Origin of the sequence: Paraglaciecola sp. MB-3u-78, assembly GCF_002835935.1 — a bacterium.
Taxonomy (GTDB): domain Bacteria; phylum Pseudomonadota; class Gammaproteobacteria; order Enterobacterales; family Alteromonadaceae; genus Paraglaciecola.
In genome coordinates this window covers 385,581-401,578 of sequence record NZ_PJCF01000006.1, presented here as the reverse complement: position 1 = coordinate 401,578, position 15,998 = coordinate 385,581, and the positions used below count along the sequence as shown (strand labels likewise).

Here is a 15,998-nt window from a genome sequence, read left to right as displayed (position 1 = left end):
CCAGTTTCAACTAATTACATGTTGAAACTTCTTATGTTTCAAACAATCTCCTCCAACCAAGGTAATGGGCCAGATAATCGGTTCCAACACCGTTAAACTGGACAATCCATGTTTTTAGCCTCGATATGTAATTGTTTACGTTTTGAATATGGAACTCTTTACCTATCACTCGCTGTTTATCTAATGTTATCAATCTTCGGTGAGCGATATTTTCTTGCTTAGCAAACGTTTTATACCAACTTGCGCCGTCTGTACAAAGTACAGCATCACTATCAATTATTGGCTTGAGGTGACCTTGGATATGCTCTTTACTTAACTCGTCTAATACAAAATCGCATACTTGTCCGTTTCGGTCTCTCACAATTAACACTGATATTTTATCTTCCTTCTTTGACTTTTTTCCTTCTCCCTTTTACCCACGCTTTCTGTGCTCAATGTTACGTTTACCCTTAAATGACTCAAGAAAGAAGGTTTCAACTGCCTCAACGATCCCCGAAACATTCTTAGTTTGTATCTTGGTTGGGGCTGTTAGAAAGCGATGTCGCCATCTAAATGCAGTGGTTAAATCTATATTCACTCTCTGTGCTGCTTTTCTCAGAGGTAAGCTGTCGAACATACACTGGAGATAATCAAACCATTTGTCTTTTTGACGAAGGCCAGATAAAACAGTACCCGTAAGCGCATTAAATGTCTTACCACACTCGGTATTTTTGCATTTATAACGTTGAAGACCGGCTGATTTACCCCATTTCTTAATTTGTGGGCGAGTACAGTGACGGCAACATGTGATGTCTGACGAGCTATCTAAGATGGATGCAACCTAAGAATCAATAAATTGTGATAACAAACTGAGAAAATGTTTTTTTGGATATGAGGCAACTCGGTGAGCTGCGCTTCTAACGCTCTAATATCTGCTTTATTCATGGATGTTAGCCTTGTTAATGAAAGCTATATACAGTGCTTTTATTCAATAACAACATCTAAGCCAAACAGAGCAATAAAACATCAGTGGTTTGGAGTGGTGTATGTCACGTGTAAAGGATGCCAGAAGAGAGGGGACGGTAAAGTATGAACGTCATAAACCAGAACAAACCCTTCTTTATCAAATTATTGAAAAATATTACCCCCTGTTTCTGACCCACATGGGACAACAAGATAAAGATTTACCCAAGTATGTGCGGTCAGAATTTGAAGCTTACCTCAAGTGCGCTCGTTTGGAATATGGCTTTTTGCGAGTACGTTGTGAAGATTGTCATCATGAGCACCTGGTTGCATTCAGTTGTAAACGCAGAGGATTCTAGTCGTGGTCTGCCAGACCCAGCTGTGGTGCGTGGCGAATGGCATAAAGCGCCGCATTGCTGGTTGATGATGTGTTGCCCCATGAGCCCATTAGGCAATGGGTATTGAGCTTCCCTTTTCAACTTAGATTTTTGTTTGCCAGTTATCCTCGCATCATGGGAAAAGTACTGGGTATTGTCTATCGCACACTTGCCACACATATCACTAAAAAAGCAGGCTACAACAAACAGACTGCACAAACGGGTGCGGTAACACTGATCCAACGATTTGGCTCAGCGCTGACAAAATTGCCGGGAGCTATTTTGAACAGCCGGACGCTGGCCTCGGAGGGGCGAAGGGCAGGACGCCCGAAGTAATTTAAATATCCATTTTCATGAAGCACCCCCCTGTGCAACACGCCTTCGGGCAGCCGCTGGCTGTGTAAATCGACTATCCTGCCGATTTATCATATGCTCTACCTCGATGGTGTATATGCCGAAGATAACTATGGCAAAACGCGTTTAGATGAGAAACATCCCTATTTCTCATCCTACGGGCAAGCTTTGGTTGTCCAGCCTGTTTATCTGGAATAAACAGCAACAGCTCTGCTGGCCCGTAGGGTGAATTACATGGATGTAATGAATAAATTCATTCCCGATGAATTGGTCACCCGATAAAAACCCCGACAAAAAGTGAACTGAATAGTCTTACTCACCACATTAGCCAACGTGTGGCTGGTTTTCTTGAGCGCGAGGGCTTATTAGTGAGGGATGATGACAATGACTACCTGGCTTTGGATGGGCTGGAAGACGATCCGATGTTGCAAATTCACGGGTATTCCATTACTTATCGCATCGCTACAGGCAAACAGCAAGGACGAAAGGTCTTTACCTTGCAAACCATTGCACCTATGGAAGAGCAGGGGCTTGCGTCAGGCTGTGCATCAAATATGGCAGGCTTCAGTCTCAATGCAGGTGTCATGAGCAATGCACAGGATAGGGGTAAACTCGAAAGACTGTGCCATTACTTATTTTGAAGAGAGTCCCGCTCTGGGGTATCAGAAAAAAGGTTGGCAATAACACCAGCCTTAAGAAATAAGGCTAAACAAGCATTGCCGACAGGGCAGGAAAAAATACGGACACAAAAGCACCAGTCGATGACCTGGGCGCAAAGACTTAAACGGGTTTTTAACATCGACATTGAAACCTGTGAGCAATGCGGTGGTGGGAGGTTATAGAGAGCATTGACAAATCGGCAGGAAAGCCGATTTGCACAGCGAATGCTGCCCGTAGGGTTAGACACAGGGATGTGTCTAATGAACATCCATTGGTGATCCAAAAGATACTCAGTCACCTGAATACAAAAAATGACGAAGTCGTTGAATTATTGCCCCCACAAAGTCGAGCACCGCCTCAGATAAGTCTGTTTGAATAAAAGCCGTTCATCATCATAAGCAATATTCAGAGCTGGTTTGCACAACAGCGGGAAGCGCTTGTTCTAAATTCTGAATTACTTGGAAACAGCTGATTAATAGATGAAAAATAGCCGACTTTCACTCCCTCAAAGATATAATATACTGGTAAACGAAAAAAAATTAGGCAAGAAGCATTTTCATTTTATAAAAAATTGACGCTTTATTTTACCTATACAACATTGACAGATAATTTAACTCGTCTAACCTGTTAAGAACACTTATTCTGTCAAGGTCAGTTGATAACTATGCCACGTAAAGCCCAATACAACCTTGATGCTGTGTTAAGCCAAGCCATTGATGTATTTTTGGAACATGGTTATAACGGTGCCATTATGGATGAAATCATAGCCAGAACCGACTTTAACAGAAGAGGATTTTATATCGAATTTGGCAGTAAACAAACTTTTCTTTACATGGTGCTAAAGCACTATCAAACCGCTCATCTAAACAAGGTCATGCAACATTTAGAGTCTAAAAAAGGTCTTGATTCTATTAGTGCATTTTTTGCTAACTACCTTGTACATATCAAAGGCAAAGGGTGCTTGTTAATAAACTGTATTGCCGAATTAGGTTTTAATGACCAAAAAATACAAGAAATTGGCCGCCACTATCTTGACCGATTACAATTAGACTTTATTGGTTGTTTAGAAAAAGCCCAAGGTTTAGGACAAGTGCACACTCATATTAATATAGAATCAACTGCACTGCAGCTGACCAGTTACGTTCAAGGTTTCGCCGTTAATGCTATTTTGGCTGGTGATACAGATGAATTACAACTAGCCACTCAGGCTTTATTAGGCCCTTTAGCCGCCAAACAATAATTCAGTTATTTAACGGCCAACTTACATGGATTATTTATTATTAATAAATTGCACATAAAGTCACTGGTCGATAAAAATATCCCAGAACAAGCCTTTGTTAGCCTTGCTATTAGTCAGACCATCTCCATTGATAAGTAACTTGTAACATCCCTATTTATAGCCTTGTTCATTGTAACGGGGAAAGTAGCCTAATATATTGAGTAGTTATTATGTCCAGTGAAAAACATTTGTTTCGCATCCAATTTATCGCTAATGGCGAACGTTATGAACTGTATGTGCGAGAAGTTTGCCAAGGAAGTATGTTTGGATTTATCGAAATAGGTGATTTTGTTTGGGATACCCACACTAGTTTAGTATTGGATCCTAGCCACGAAAAGCTAAAAGATGAGTTTGCTGACGTCACGCGCACATACGTACCAATGCACAGCGTGTTACGTATTGATGAAGTGAAGAAACAAGGCACTTCAAAAATTACTGCATTATCGGATAAGGTAATGGCTTTTCCTACTCCAATTTATACGCCTAAAAATACACTTAAATAGAGTTCCATCACACTAGGGTAGAAGTATGAAAAAGTTTTGCGGTTTATTAATATTGAGTCTTTTTTCCTATGTATGTTCTGCCACAGGATCAGCTAAGTTACAGCCATTGCTTGATGAAATTTGGCAATATAATTTATCCATTAGTCCTATATTAGCAACAAGCCAAGGCGTACATGATTTTGATAATAAACTTGCTGACGTTTCACCTGATGCGCTGGAGAAACAAGACTCCCAATTTCGGGCTTTTTTAAAAAAGCTATCTCTTATAGATAAAACCGAATTAAATAGAACTGAGCAAATTAGCTTGTTAATTCAACAAAGGAATTTGCAAAACCATATAGATCAATACCGCTTTAATGCGCATTATATGCCGCTTACATCAGAATCCAGCTTCCATAGTAGTTTAGCTTTTTTACCTCGCTCTAGCCGTTTTGAAACCTTAGGGGATTATCAAAATTACCTAGCTCGCCTTGAACAGTTTCCATCTTATTTTGAGCAACAGATTAATTGGATGAGAAAAGGTATACAAAGCGGATTCATTCAACCTAAGGTGGTGCTGCAAGGTTTCGAAGATTCGGTCAAAGCCTTTATACATGACTCACCCGAAGACAGTATATTTTACACACCCTTTCAAAATTTGCAGGGAGCTAACGTTGACTCCATCCAACAACAAAAATTAGGTGAGCAAGCTAGTTTAATCATTGCTAACCAGATTTTTAGTGCTTACCAAAAATTTTATGATTTTCTAATTACTGAATATATTCCGAAGAGTAAAACGAATATTGCAGCTAAGTCTTTACCAAACGGTTCAGACTACTATCAAAATCGTAGTGATTTTTATACTACAACCCAGATGTCGGTGGATGATATTCACTCCTTAGGCCTTGATGAGGTTAAACGTATTCGCAGCGAGATGCAGACTGTCGTCGATCAATTGGAATACAAAGGTAACATCAACCAGTTCATCCAATATTTACGAACTGACAAAAAGTTTTATGCTCAAACAGCAGATGAGCTGATTAAACAAGCTTCATATATCGCTAAAAAGATGGATGCCAAGCTACCCCAACTGTTTAACTATTTACCTCGGACTCCATACGGCGTAGAACCAGTGCCCGAAAATATCGCACCTAAATATACAACAGGTCGTTACATCTCCCCAACTAACGACAGCCAACCCGGCTACTACTGGGTCAACACCTACGCCCTAGATAAACGACCTCTATACGCACTCACAGCTTTAACTTTGCATGAAGCAGTTCCAGGCCACCATCTTCAGATTTCCTTATCTCGAGAAATGACAGAGCTGCCAGAAGTAAGACGTTATACCTATATTTCAGCATTTGGTGAGGGCTGGGGATTATATTCGGAGTTTTTGGGTAAAGAAGTAGGAATGTATAACGATCCCTACGATGAATTTGGCCGTTTGAGCTATGAAATGTGGCGAGCTTGTCGCTTAGTGGTAGATACCGGCATGCATATAAAGGGCTGGTCAAGACAAAAAGCGATAGATTTTATGCTAGAAAACACAGCCTTGTCTGAGCATAACGTCAAAACAGAAATTGACCGTTATATTTCGTGGCCAGCCCAAGCTTTATCATACAAAATTGGCGAGTTAACAATAAAAAAACTACGGAAACAGACCGAAGTTGCCTTAGGTGAGCAGTTTGATTTACGCGCATTTCATCATGCGGTACTTAAACATGGGTCTGTTCCTTTATCTGTATTGGAAGCAAATATTCAACAATTTATTCAACAACAATAGGCTAATTCCCCCTTCATTTTTATAAGGCTTTAGATAATTGAATTTGGTGTGAAAACTCAGTCGACGGCTTTGTTGCTGCCTGTCGCAACTTAGTCGCCAACAAAGGCAAAATCCAAGCATCACAAGAGACGGAGGATCCCATTGATAGCGAATAATGTCACCTTTAGCATTTTCCAAGTAACCACCGAAACTCAGTCTGCTTAACCGGCATAATAGATAATCTATGGCCTTTTTTAACCAGTCCTATCTCAGTAATTTCTGGCATGTTTTTTATCTCTTTAAGAGATAATATTTGTGAAAACTTTTGCTTGAATTGAATGTCAACCATCATCCATCGTGGCTTGTCTTCGGGTGATTTTGGGTCATAATATTTACTGTCTGGATCAAATTGTGTGTGGTCAACATAGCCTTCTTTTACTACTTCAGCCAAACCGACTATACCTACATATTTACAGCTAGAATGATAAATAAAAACTTGATCACCTAACTTTACTTCATCTCGTAAAAAATTGCGCGCCTGATAGTTACGAATGCCATCCCAATGCTCAGTTTGATTTGGAATGTTGGCCAAATCATCAATACTGAACGCATCTGGCTCTGTTTTAAATAACCAATATTGCATGGACTATCCTCTAATTGGTATTAGTCAGGCTAATATAGCCTTGATTAATAGTTAGCAAGCGATCTATCTTTCCAACATTATAAGATTTGTTGCTCTTCATCTACCACTAAACTTGTATCTTTTGGCATTACAAATGGACTATATATACACAGTGCATTTGCAATTTTATGTACCCTACTATTTCTTATCTAAAAAATGAAAACCTGCTCTTGCAGGCTAATCATACTCAATCACACCGAACAGCAATTAAAAGCACTCTCTTACAAGGTTAAAGATCATCGAATGCGCATGCGTTTATTGGCTGTAGCGCATTTTAAGGTAGGTAAAAATAAAGCTGAAGTTGCCAGGACTCTGATTGTTAGTCGAAGAATGGTCAATGAGTGGGTTGCCAAGTATCTCAAGGGTGGTATCAGCGCCCTTGAAAGTAAAAAACCATCGGGAAGACCCTCTCTATTGTCCTCCCAGCAAAAAGCCGAGCTGATCGATTACATCGAGAAACAAAGTCGGTCTGCAAGTGGGGGACGTCTAAACGGTGAAATGCTGCAAAGCTATATTCAGCAGGTCTTCCCCTTAGTCAGGGTGACTCTGCTATCTTTCAAGCGAACGGGTTTGCCAGCTTCGCTGGGCAAACAAAAAAGGGCTACCTTTGCGGATAGCCCTTTCTTTAAATGGGAGCCTGGCAATGTGCTACTCTCGCATGGGGAGACCCCAAACTACCATCGCCGCTAATGTGTTTCACTTCTGAGTTCGGAATGGGATCAGGTGGTGCCACATCGCTATTGTCGCCAGACAAAAACTATTGTGTAGATTTATCCGTCTTTTGGATAATATCTACGCAACGAGGACTCACTATCTACCGTACGGTATCGTGTATCTTCGCTACTTTAATATGTAAAAGCTGATGCTCTTCTCTTGCAAGTCGAGCTGTAATCGAGGCTAAAGAATGTCTCTAGTCTTACTCTATAATCTTGTGTTGTTACTTGTCACTCATCAAACGCTTTATGTTTCTTATATCACCGTCTCGTTTGTCCCTCGCTTTTAACTTTAGCGAGTAAGATACTTGTCAGCAAACTGTGACCATCATGGGACACGATTTTGCGACAACATATCACGACAGCACGATAGTGCGTTTATAAAAAGCCACTTGGGCGTTGTATGGTTAAGCCTCACGGGCAATTAGTACAGGTTAGCTCAACGCATTGCTACGCTTCCACACCCTGCCTATCAACGTCGTAGTCTTCAACAACCCTTTAGGTACATTAAATGTACAGGGATGACTCATCTTAGGGCTCGCTTCGCGCTTAGATGCTTTCAGCGCTTATCGATTCCGAACGTAGCTACCGGGCAATGCCTTTGGCAAAACAACCCGAACACCAGCGGTTCGTCCACTCCGGTCCTCTCGTACTAGGAGCAGCTCCCTTCAATCATCCAACGCCCACACCAGATAGGGACCGAACTGTCTCACGACGTTCTAAACCCAGCTCGCGTACCACTTTAAATGGCGAACAGCCATACCCTTGGGACCGACTTCAGCCCCAGGATGTGATGAGCCGACATCGAGGTGCCAAACACCGCCGTCGATATGAACTCTTGGGCGGTATCAGCCTGTTATCCCCGGAGTACCTTTTATCCGTTGAGCGATGGCCCTTCCATTCAGAACCACCGGATCACTATGACCTACTTTCGTACCTGCTCGACGTGTCTGTCTCGCAGTTAAGCTGGCTTATGCCATTGCACTAACCTCCTGATGTCCGACCAGGATTAGCCAACCTTCGTGCTCCTCCGTTACACTTTGGGAGGAGACCGCCCCAGTCAAACTACCCACCAGACACTGTCCACATTCCCGATAAGGGAACAATGTTAGAACATCAAACCTACAAGGGTGGTATTTCAAGGTAGACTCCACATCATCTAGCGACAATGCTTCAATGTCTCCCACCTATCCTACACATGTAGGGTCAATGTTCAGTGCCAAGCTATAGTAAAGGTTCACGGGGTCTTTCCGTCTAGGTGCGGGTACACAGCATCTTCACTGCAATTTCAATTTCACTGAGTCTTGGGTGGAGACAGCGTGGCCATGATTACGCCATTCGTGCAGGTCGGAACTTACCCGACAAGGAATTTCGCTACCTTAGGACCGTTATAGTTACGGCCGCCGTTTACCGGGGCTTCGATCAAGAGCTTCTCCGAAGATAACCCCATCAATTAACCTTCCGGCACCGGGCAGGCGTCACACCGTATACGTCATCTTTCGATTTAGCACAGTGCTGTGTTTTTAATAAACAGTTCCAGCCACCATTTCACTGCGGCCCCCATTCGCTCATGAAGCAAGTTCAATCACAAACAGAGGCGTACCTTCTCCCGAAGTTACGGTACGATTTTGCCGAGTTCCTTCACCCAAGTTCTCTCAAGCGCCTTAGTATTCTCTACCTGACCACCTGTGTCGGTTTGGGGTACGGTTCGATATATCATAAGTTTAGAGGCTTTTCCTGGAAGCATGGTATTTGCAACTTCAACTCCTTGGAGTCTCGTCTCGTGTCTCGAGCTCTTCATTTAAGAAGTGCGACCCGGATTTACCTAAGTCACAACCCTACGCACTTTCACCTGGACAACCAACGCCAGGCTTGCATAACCTTCTCCGTCCCCCCTTCACTGATATACCAAGTACGGAAATATTAATCCGTTTCCCATCGACTACGCATTTCTGCCTCGCCTTAGGGGCCGACTTACCCTGCCCTGATTAGCATGGGACAGGAAACCTTGGTCTTCCGGCGTGGGGGTTTTTCACCCCCATTATCGTTACTCATGTCAGCATTCGCACTTGTGATATGTCCAGCTCGCCTCTCAGCTCACCTTCAGCCACTTACACAACGCTCCCCTACCACTTGCGCATCCTTAACATTACTCGTTTCGCTTACCTTTACCTCATCGACAATCGAAACCTCGACTGTGTTGAGACGCTTTACCAGCAGGTGCTTATGCACGTTGCTGTTAGCTCGGTATTTAAATAATGTTAAGTGATGCGCAAGTCCGCAGCTTCGGTATATTACTTAGCCCCGTTACATCTTCCGCGCAGACCGACTCGACTAGTGAGCTATTACGCTTTCTTTAAAGGATGGCTGCTTCTAAGCCAACCTCCTAGCTGTCTGTGCCTTTCCACCTCGTTTCCCACTTAGTAATATTTAGGGACCTTAGCTGGCGGTCTGGGTTGTTTCCCTCTTCACGACGGACGTTAGCACCCGCCGTGTGTCTCCCGGATAGTACTCACAGGTATTCGGAGTTTGCAAAGGGTTGGTAAGTCGGGATGACCCCCTAGCCTTAACAGTGCTCTACCCCCTGTGGTATTCATCCGAGGCGCTACCTAAATAGCTTTCGGGGAGAACCAGCTATCTCCGAGTTTGATTGGCCTTTCACCCCCAGCCACAAGTCATCCGCTAACTTTTCAACGTTAGTCGGTTCGGTCCTCCAGTTGATGTTACTCAACCTTCAACCTGCCCATGGCTAGATCACTCGGTTTCGGGTCTATACCTAGCAACTCAACGCGCAGTTAACACTCGCTTTCGCTACGGCTCCCCTATTCGGTTAACCTTGCTACTAAATATAAGTCGCTGACCCATTATACAAAAGGTACGCAGTCACAAGACTATTCTCTTACGAGAGCTTGCTCCTACTGCTTGTACGTATACGGTTTCAGGTTCTATTTCACTCCCCTCACAGGGGTTCTTTTCGCCTTTCCCTCACGGTACTGGTTCACTATCGGTCAGTTAGGAGTATTTAGCCTTGGAGGATGGTCCCCCCATCTTCAGTCAAGATAACACGTGTCCCGACCTACTTAATATGGCAATAATGACGCTTCGTGTACGGGGCTATCACCCTGTATCGCTGTGCTTTCCAACACATTCCACTACTTCATTACTACTCGGCTGCTCCCCGTTCGCTCGCCGCTACTAGGGGAATCTCTGTTGATTTCTTTTCCTAAGGGTACTTAGATGTTTCAGTTCCCCTCGTTTGCTTCTATACACTATGTATTCATGTATAGATGACGCCGAAGCGCCGGGTTTCCCCATTCGGAAATCTGTGGGTCAAAGCATTTTGTCGGCTCTCCACAGCTTATCGCAGACTTACACGTCCTTCATCGCCTCTAACTGCCTAGGCATCCACCGTATACGCTTAGTCACTTAACCATACAACCCCAAATAGCTTCGTCTTCGCTTCCTGCTCTTCGTTTCACGTCCTCACTCACTCGGTTATGTACATTAATGTACACGCCCTCACTCGTTCGTCGTTCAACTCGATCAGAAACCGAATAGTCGCTATTTCCACACTTTGAACGAGTAACTGCTCAATTTGTCGAAATAACTCGCCCTACCCGCTTACCTTTTCGTTAAGCGTTAGGTGCAATACCTGAATAAACAGAGTATTGCCGTTGTATGCGTGACAAGTTTTCATCACAAAATCAGATAGAGTAAGTTCCTAAGAACACTCTTTTAGTTTTCGATTACTTTTTATCAGCTTTCCATATTGTTAAAGAACATTGTGACCTGCGTTACACGCTGGCTACAATTAAGGTTTAAAAAACCTTAATCAATAAACACTGACTAGTGAACACTAATAAGTACGCATTGATTAAGGTTACTTAATCTTATTAAAAACCAAGAGTTGGTAGGCTTGGGCAGACTTGAACTGCCGACCTCACCCTTATCAGGGGTGCGCTCTAACCAGCTGAGCTACAAGCCTATTATTCTGACTAGGCCAGATAAGTGGTGGAGCTAAGCAGGATCGAACTGCTGACCTCCTGCGTGCAAGGCAGGCGCTCTCCCAGCTGAGCTATAGCCCCGTAAATATTGGTAACTTCGCTCTAGCCTAGGCCCGAACAAAAATACTCATAAATACAAAGTCTCTCGGTTTCTCTTCATCAAAACAAAACAATCTGTGTGAACACTCAACGAAGCAAGGTCCGCCGTAATAGTAAGGAGGTGATCCAACCCCAGGTTCCCCTAGGGTTACCTTGTTACGACTTCACCCCAGTCATGAATCACAAAGTGGTAAGCGTCCTCCCGAAGGTTAGACTACCTACTTCTTTTGCAACCCACTCCCATGGTGTGACGGGCGGTGTGTACAAGGCCCGGGAACGTATTCACCGCAACATTCTGATTTGCGATTACTAGCGATTCCGACTTCATGGAGTCGAGTTGCAGACTCCAATCCGGACTACGACGAGCTTTAAGGGATCCGCTTACCCTCGCAGGTTCGCTTCCCTCTGTACTCGCCATTGTAGCACGTGTGTAGCCCTACTCGTAAGGGCCATGATGACTTGACGTCGTCCCCACCTTCCTCCGGTTTGTCACCGGCAGTCTCCTTAGAGTGCCCAACTTAAGGCTGGCAACTAAGGACAAGGGTTGCGCTCGTTGCGGGACTTAACCCAACATCTCACGACACGAGCTGACGACAGCCATGCAGCACCTGTATCTAGATTCCCGAAGGCACAGCAAAATCTCTTCTGCCTTTCTAGTATGTCAAGAGTAGGTAAGGTTCTTCGCGTTGCATCGAATTAAACCACATGCTCCACCGCTTGTGCGGGCCCCCGTCAATTCATTTGAGTTTTAACCTTGCGGCCGTACTCCCCAGGCGGTCTACTTATCGCGTTAGCTTCGCTACTCACGGATTAAATCCACAAACAGCTAGTAGACAGCGTTTACGGTGTGGACTACCAGGGTATCTAATCCTGTTCGCTACCCACACTTTCGCACATGAGCGTCAGTCTTTGGCCAGGGAGTCGCCTTCGCCACTGATGTTCCTTCTGATATCTACGCATTTCACCGCTACACCAGAAATTCCACTCCCCTCTCCAAGACTCTAGTCTGCCAGTTCTAAATGCTATTCCCAGGTTGAGCCCGGGGCTTTCACATCTAGCTTAACAAACCGCCTGCGTGCGCTTTACGCCCAGTAATTCCGATTAACGCTCGGACCCTCCGTATTACCGCGGCTGCTGGCACGGAGTTAGCCGGTCCTTCTTCTGTTGCTAACGTCATACCTGATGGGTATTAACCACCAAGCTTTCCTCACAACTGAAAGTGCTTTACAACCCGAAGGCCTTCTTCACACACGCGGCATGGCTGCATCAGGCTTGCGCCCATTGTGCAATATTCCCCACTGCTGCCTCCCGTAGGAGTCTGGGCCGTGTCTCAGTCCCAGTGTGGCTGATCTTCCTCTCAGAACAGCTAGAGATCGTCGCCTTGGTGAGCCTTTACCTCACCAACAAGCTAATCTCGCTTAGGCCACTCTCTGGGCGAGAGGAGCAAGCTCCCCCCTTTGGTCCGTAGACGTTATGCGGTATTAGCTATCGTTTCCAATAGTTATCCCCCACCCAAAGGCATGTTCCTAAGTATTACTCACCCGTCCGCCACTCGACATCATCTAGCAAGCTAGACATGTTTCCGTTCGACTTGCATGTGTTAGGCCTGCCGCCAGCGTTCAATCTGAGCCATGATCAAACTCTTCAATTAAATATTAAAAATATGAATTTTTTTTGGTGAACTCTCACTTCGTGAGTGTCCACACAGATTGTCTTGTTCTAATTGTTAAAGAGCATGCTAACTGCGTTAGCGGCTTAAGTGGTTGTCCGTAGACCCTCTTAAGCGGGAGGCGAATAATACGCGGTTCCCATTTGATGTCAACAATTTAATTTATTTTCTTTTTAATTAAATCTTGCTACATCCCGCATCAACTATACGTTTACCGTATATGCAACAAACTGAAAAACCTAGTTTGTTGCGGTTGACCTAACTGGTCATCCTTGAAGCGAGGGCGCATTATAGACAGAACAACTTTGCATGCAACCCCTATTTGCAAATAAACGTTTGTTTGCTCGCAAAGCGAACAAACCGCACATTAAATTAGCGATTTGAGGGCAAAGTAGTTATGAGTTTTTGGTATCATCGATATAAATAACCTTAAACAGGATAAAAAATGGCTATTCGAACATATAAAACAAAACATCCAATTATTGGTCAACATTGCTATATAGATGAATCATCAGTGTTAGTCGGGAACGTTGAATGTGCAGACCATGTAGGCATATGGCCACTTGTTGCTGCAAGAGGTGATGTTAACTATATAAAGATAGGAGCTAGAACCAATATACAAGATGGCACTGTCTTACATGTATCTCGAACCAGTGAAGCCAATCCCAATGGTTTTCCTCTTATCATAGGTGCAGATGTGACAGTAGGTCATAAATGTATGTTGCATGGTTGTACTTTGGGAGACAGGATACTAGTTGGCATGGGTGCGATTATCATGGATGGTGCAATTGTAGAAGATGACGTGCTGATTGGAGCAGGAACATTAGTGCCTCCAAATAAGACACTCAAAAGTGGTTATCTGTATAAAGGTAATCCTGCACAACAGGCTAGACTATTAAAAGAAAGCGAAGTAGCTTTTTTAAAACAGTCAGCATTAAACTACATAAAACTTAAAGATGAATACATTGAAGAGTCTAGTTAGATTCAGTATGCAGAAACTTCTTCAGCGGTGAGCCATATTTCACCGTCTGAATTTAAGTTACCTTGTTCAAGTTTGAGTTCGATGATTTCTTCTATTTCAAACTGCTTGGTATTATAGAGTGCGGTCAACCCTTCTTCACTTAATCCACAGATATAACAAGCTAGCATTTGACCCGACTCTATAACATCTACTTTAAGTGCATCTTTTATACCTATATAAGTACAACCATCTAATACTTGAACAGCTTGATTCATAAATGACTTTTTAGCTCATCTATAACGGGCGATACATCAGGACGAAAACCAGTCCACAAATAGAAACTTTCTGCCGCCTGCCCAACTAACATACCTAAACCGTCAAAGGTGTCTTGTACTCCTAGCTTTTGGGCGTGTTGCAGAAATACAGTTGGTTTATCGGCATAACTCATATCGTATACACAAGCACTGCTACTAATTACAGATTCAGGAATAGCAGGTAACTCTCCAGTCAAACTGGCAGAAGTAGAATTAATGATTAGATCGAAAGGTTGTTGAACCTCAAGTAATTGATGAAGGCCAACACCAACAAAATTATCCCTAGGTACCAACGAAGCTAACTGCTTTGCTTTTTCCTCTGTTCGGTTAGCAATTATCAAACAAGCGGGCTCTAAGGCCAAGATGGATTGCAATACTCCCCGAGCTGCACCACCAGCACCTAACAGTAAAATTCGAGCACCTTTAATTTGCACACCTAAGCGCAGTAGATCTTGCACTAAACCTGAGCCATCAGTGGTATCACCTAAAAAAGTACCATCTTCTTTTTTAATAACGGTATTAACTGCTCCAGCAATTTTCGCAGCAGCGGACAAGTCATTTACCCACTTTGCCACTTGCTCCTTAAAGGGTGAAGTGACGTTACAACCTTTTGCGTTTGCATTATTAAAAAAATTGGTCAGGGCCGGGATAAAGTTTTCTGGTGTTGCAACGGTGCGATCATATTCGATAATTAAGTTGGCTTGTTCAGCAAACATATAATGAATAGTAGGTGACTTACTCTGGGCTATTGGGTTACCGAATACAGTATATTTATTCACGATAACCATTCTCTTGGATGAAGGTAATTAGCATATAAATCTGCTTCTTTACTATCGAGCTCGGGCTCGTAACAATATTCCCATCGAACCAGTGGTGGCATAGACATCAATATTGACTCGGTCCGCCCACCCGTTTGTAATCCAAATAATGTGCCTCGGTCGTATACTAGGTTAAATTCTACGTAGCGACCTCGTCTATACAGTTGAAAATCACGCTGTTTTTTACCAAAAGTTATGTCTTTACGTTTTTCCACAATAGGTACATAAGCCTCTAAAAATCCGTTGCCTACTGCCTGCATAAATTTGAAGCTTTTTTCAAACCCCTGTTTATTCAAATCATCAAAAAATAGACCACCTACACCACGTGTCTCGTCCCGGTGTTTTAAATAAAAGTAATCATCACACCACTTTTTATATTCTGGATAGACATTGTCACCGAAAGGCTCGCAAAGTTTATTAGCAACTGTATGCCAATGCACAACATCTTCATGAAATGGATAAAAAGGTGTGAGGTCAAATCCGCCACCAAACCACCAAACTGGTTCTTCACCAGGTTTTTCGGCGATAAAAAACCGTACATTGGCATGAGTTGTGGGTACAAAAGGATTATGAGGATGGATAACCAAGGACACACCCACGGCTTGAAAGCTTCTGCCCGCAAGCTCAGGTCGAGCAGCGGTGGCAGATGCAGGTAATTTTCCTCCAAAAACATGGGAGAAGTTAACACCGCCTTGTTCAATAAGTTTGCCGCCAGTTAACACTCGAGAGCGACCGCCTCCACCAAGCTCACGCTGCCAATTGTCTTCGACAAAACTGCCTTTGCCATCTACCAATTCTAACGTTTGGCAAATATTGTCTTGTAGCTTGAGTAAGTACTGTTTAACTTTTTCTATATCTGGTAATAAATCGGCTGTCATC

10 protein-coding genes, 2 tRNA genes, 3 rRNA genes and 3 pseudogenes are annotated in these 15,998 nt (G+C 43.4%); 8 read left to right on the top strand and 10 right to left on the bottom strand.

The window, feature by feature from the left end; translation table 11 throughout:
• Positions 1-31: 31 nt before the first annotated feature.
• Positions 32-924: pseudogene (locus CXF95_RS16105) on the bottom strand (IS1595 family transposase).
• Positions 925-1,025: 101 nt separating this feature from the next.
• Here CXF95_RS16105 and CXF95_RS16100 point away from each other — a divergent pair.
• The 6 genes and pseudogenes from CXF95_RS16100 to CXF95_RS16080 form a co-directional block, all read left to right on the top strand.
• Positions 1,026-1,580: pseudogene (locus CXF95_RS16100) on the top strand (transposase zinc-binding domain-containing protein); the annotation flags it as partial.
• 168 nt (positions 1,581-1,748) lie between these two features.
• Complete coding sequence (locus CXF95_RS31155) at positions 1,749-1,871, top strand: hypothetical protein (protein ID WP_255418926.1); 123 nt, start codon at positions 1,749-1,751, stop codon at positions 1,869-1,871.
• A gap of 137 nt (positions 1,872-2,008) precedes the next feature.
• A complete protein-coding gene (locus tag CXF95_RS16095) occupies positions 2,009-2,314 on the top strand; it encodes a hypothetical protein (protein WP_101201801.1) in 306 nt (101 codons plus the stop codon).
• Positions 2,315-2,997: 683 nt separating this feature from the next.
• Positions 2,998-3,573 carry a TetR/AcrR family transcriptional regulator gene (locus CXF95_RS16090; RefSeq protein ID WP_101199634.1) on the top strand — a complete coding sequence of 192 codons (576 nt, stop codon included), beginning with the start codon at positions 2,998-3,000 and terminating at the stop codon, positions 3,571-3,573.
• Positions 3,574-3,782: 209 nt separating this feature from the next.
• Positions 3,783-4,115: a DUF1820 family protein gene (locus CXF95_RS16085; protein ID WP_101199633.1), complete on the top strand. Its 333-nt coding sequence runs from the start codon at positions 3,783-3,785 to the stop codon at positions 4,113-4,115.
• A 25-nt stretch (positions 4,116-4,140) separates the two neighbouring features.
• Positions 4,141-5,880 carry a DUF885 family protein gene (locus tag CXF95_RS16080; protein WP_101199632.1) on the top strand — a complete coding sequence of 580 codons (1,740 nt, stop codon included), beginning with the start codon at positions 4,141-4,143 and terminating at the stop codon, positions 5,878-5,880.
• A gap of 163 nt (positions 5,881-6,043) precedes the next feature.
• Here the strand turns inward: CXF95_RS16080 and CXF95_RS16075 are convergent, their stop codons facing one another.
• A complete protein-coding gene (locus CXF95_RS16075; protein WP_101199631.1) occupies positions 6,044-6,502 on the bottom strand; it encodes an EVE domain-containing protein in 459 nt (152 codons plus the stop codon).
• Between the two features lie 195 nt (positions 6,503-6,697).
• Between CXF95_RS16075 and CXF95_RS31500 the strand changes: the two are divergent.
• Positions 6,698-7,057, top strand: a pseudogene (locus CXF95_RS31500) (transposase); the annotation flags it as partial.
• A 119-nt stretch (positions 7,058-7,176) separates the two neighbouring features.
• On the opposite strand, the gene rrf reads toward CXF95_RS31500, so the two are convergent.
• The 5 genes from rrf to CXF95_RS16045 form a co-directional block, all read right to left on the bottom strand.
• Positions 7,177-7,292 (bottom strand): 5S ribosomal RNA (gene rrf / locus CXF95_RS16065).
• 365 nt (positions 7,293-7,657) lie between these two features.
• A 23S ribosomal RNA gene (locus CXF95_RS16060) occupies positions 7,658-10,686 on the bottom strand.
• Between the two features lie 476 nt (positions 10,687-11,162).
• A tRNA-Ile gene (locus CXF95_RS16055) sits at positions 11,163-11,239 on the bottom strand.
• 24 nt (positions 11,240-11,263) lie between these two features.
• Positions 11,264-11,339: transfer RNA gene (locus tag CXF95_RS16050), tRNA-Ala, on the bottom strand.
• A gap of 132 nt (positions 11,340-11,471) precedes the next feature.
• Positions 11,472-13,008, bottom strand: a 16S ribosomal RNA gene (locus CXF95_RS16045).
• Together the 16S, 23S and 5S rRNA genes with 2 tRNA genes alongside form the textbook arrangement of a ribosomal RNA operon.
• 463 nt (positions 13,009-13,471) lie before the next feature.
• Between CXF95_RS16045 and CXF95_RS16040 the strand changes: the two genes are divergently transcribed.
• Positions 13,472-14,008 carry a gamma carbonic anhydrase family protein gene (locus CXF95_RS16040; RefSeq protein ID WP_101199630.1) on the top strand — a complete coding sequence of 179 codons (537 nt, stop codon included), beginning with the start codon at positions 13,472-13,474 and terminating at the stop codon, positions 14,006-14,008.
• A 2-nt stretch (positions 14,009-14,010) separates the two neighbouring features.
• Here the strand turns inward: CXF95_RS16040 and CXF95_RS16035 are convergent, their stop codons facing one another.
• From CXF95_RS16035 to hemF, 3 genes are read right to left on the bottom strand one after another with little or no spacing between them, the layout of a single operon-like run.
• Positions 14,011-14,262 carry a DUF1488 domain-containing protein gene (locus tag CXF95_RS16035; protein WP_232787881.1) on the bottom strand — a complete coding sequence of 84 codons (252 nt, stop codon included), beginning with the start codon at positions 14,260-14,262 and terminating at the stop codon, positions 14,011-14,013.
• Entirely contained in the window at positions 14,259-15,089 is an 831-nt protein-coding gene (aroE, locus tag CXF95_RS16030; protein ID WP_369809316.1) for a shikimate dehydrogenase, read from the bottom strand. The genes CXF95_RS16035 and aroE overlap by 4 nt, the downstream gene beginning before the upstream one ends.
• Positions 15,077-15,997, bottom strand: a complete 921-nt coding sequence (hemF, locus tag CXF95_RS16025) for an oxygen-dependent coproporphyrinogen oxidase (RefSeq protein ID WP_101199629.1) — start codon at positions 15,995-15,997, stop codon at positions 15,077-15,079. The genes aroE and hemF overlap by 13 nt, the downstream gene beginning before the upstream one ends.
• Position 15,998 lies beyond the last annotated feature (1 nt).

Bases quoted from the DNA above. Each gene is read 5' to 3' on its own strand.
- CXF95_RS31155 (WP_255418926.1), top strand. From the start codon at position 1,749: ATGCTCTACCTCGATGGTGTATATGCCGAAGATAACTATGGCAAAACG.
- CXF95_RS16090 (WP_101199634.1), top strand. From the start codon at position 2,998: ATGCCACGTAAAGCCCAATACAACCTTGATGCTGTGTTAAGCCAAGCC.
- CXF95_RS16085 (WP_101199633.1), top strand. From the start codon at position 3,783: ATGTCCAGTGAAAAACATTTGTTTCGCATCCAATTTATCGCTAATGGC.
- CXF95_RS16080 (WP_101199632.1), top strand. From the start codon at position 4,141: ATGAAAAAGTTTTGCGGTTTATTAATATTGAGTCTTTTTTCCTATGTA.
- CXF95_RS16075 (WP_101199631.1), bottom strand. From the start codon at position 6,502: ATGCAATATTGGTTATTTAAAACAGAGCCAGATGCGTTCAGTATTGAT.
- CXF95_RS16040 (WP_101199630.1), top strand. From the start codon at position 13,472: ATGGCTATTCGAACATATAAAACAAAACATCCAATTATTGGTCAACAT.
- CXF95_RS16035 (WP_232787881.1), bottom strand. From the start codon at position 14,262: ATGAATCAAGCTGTTCAAGTATTAGATGGTTGTACTTATATAGGTATA.
- aroE (WP_369809316.1), bottom strand. From the start codon at position 15,089: ATGGTTATCGTGAATAAATATACTGTATTCGGTAACCCAATAGCCCAG.
- hemF (WP_101199629.1), bottom strand. From the start codon at position 15,997: ATGACAGCCGATTTATTACCAGATATAGAAAAAGTTAAACAGTACTTA.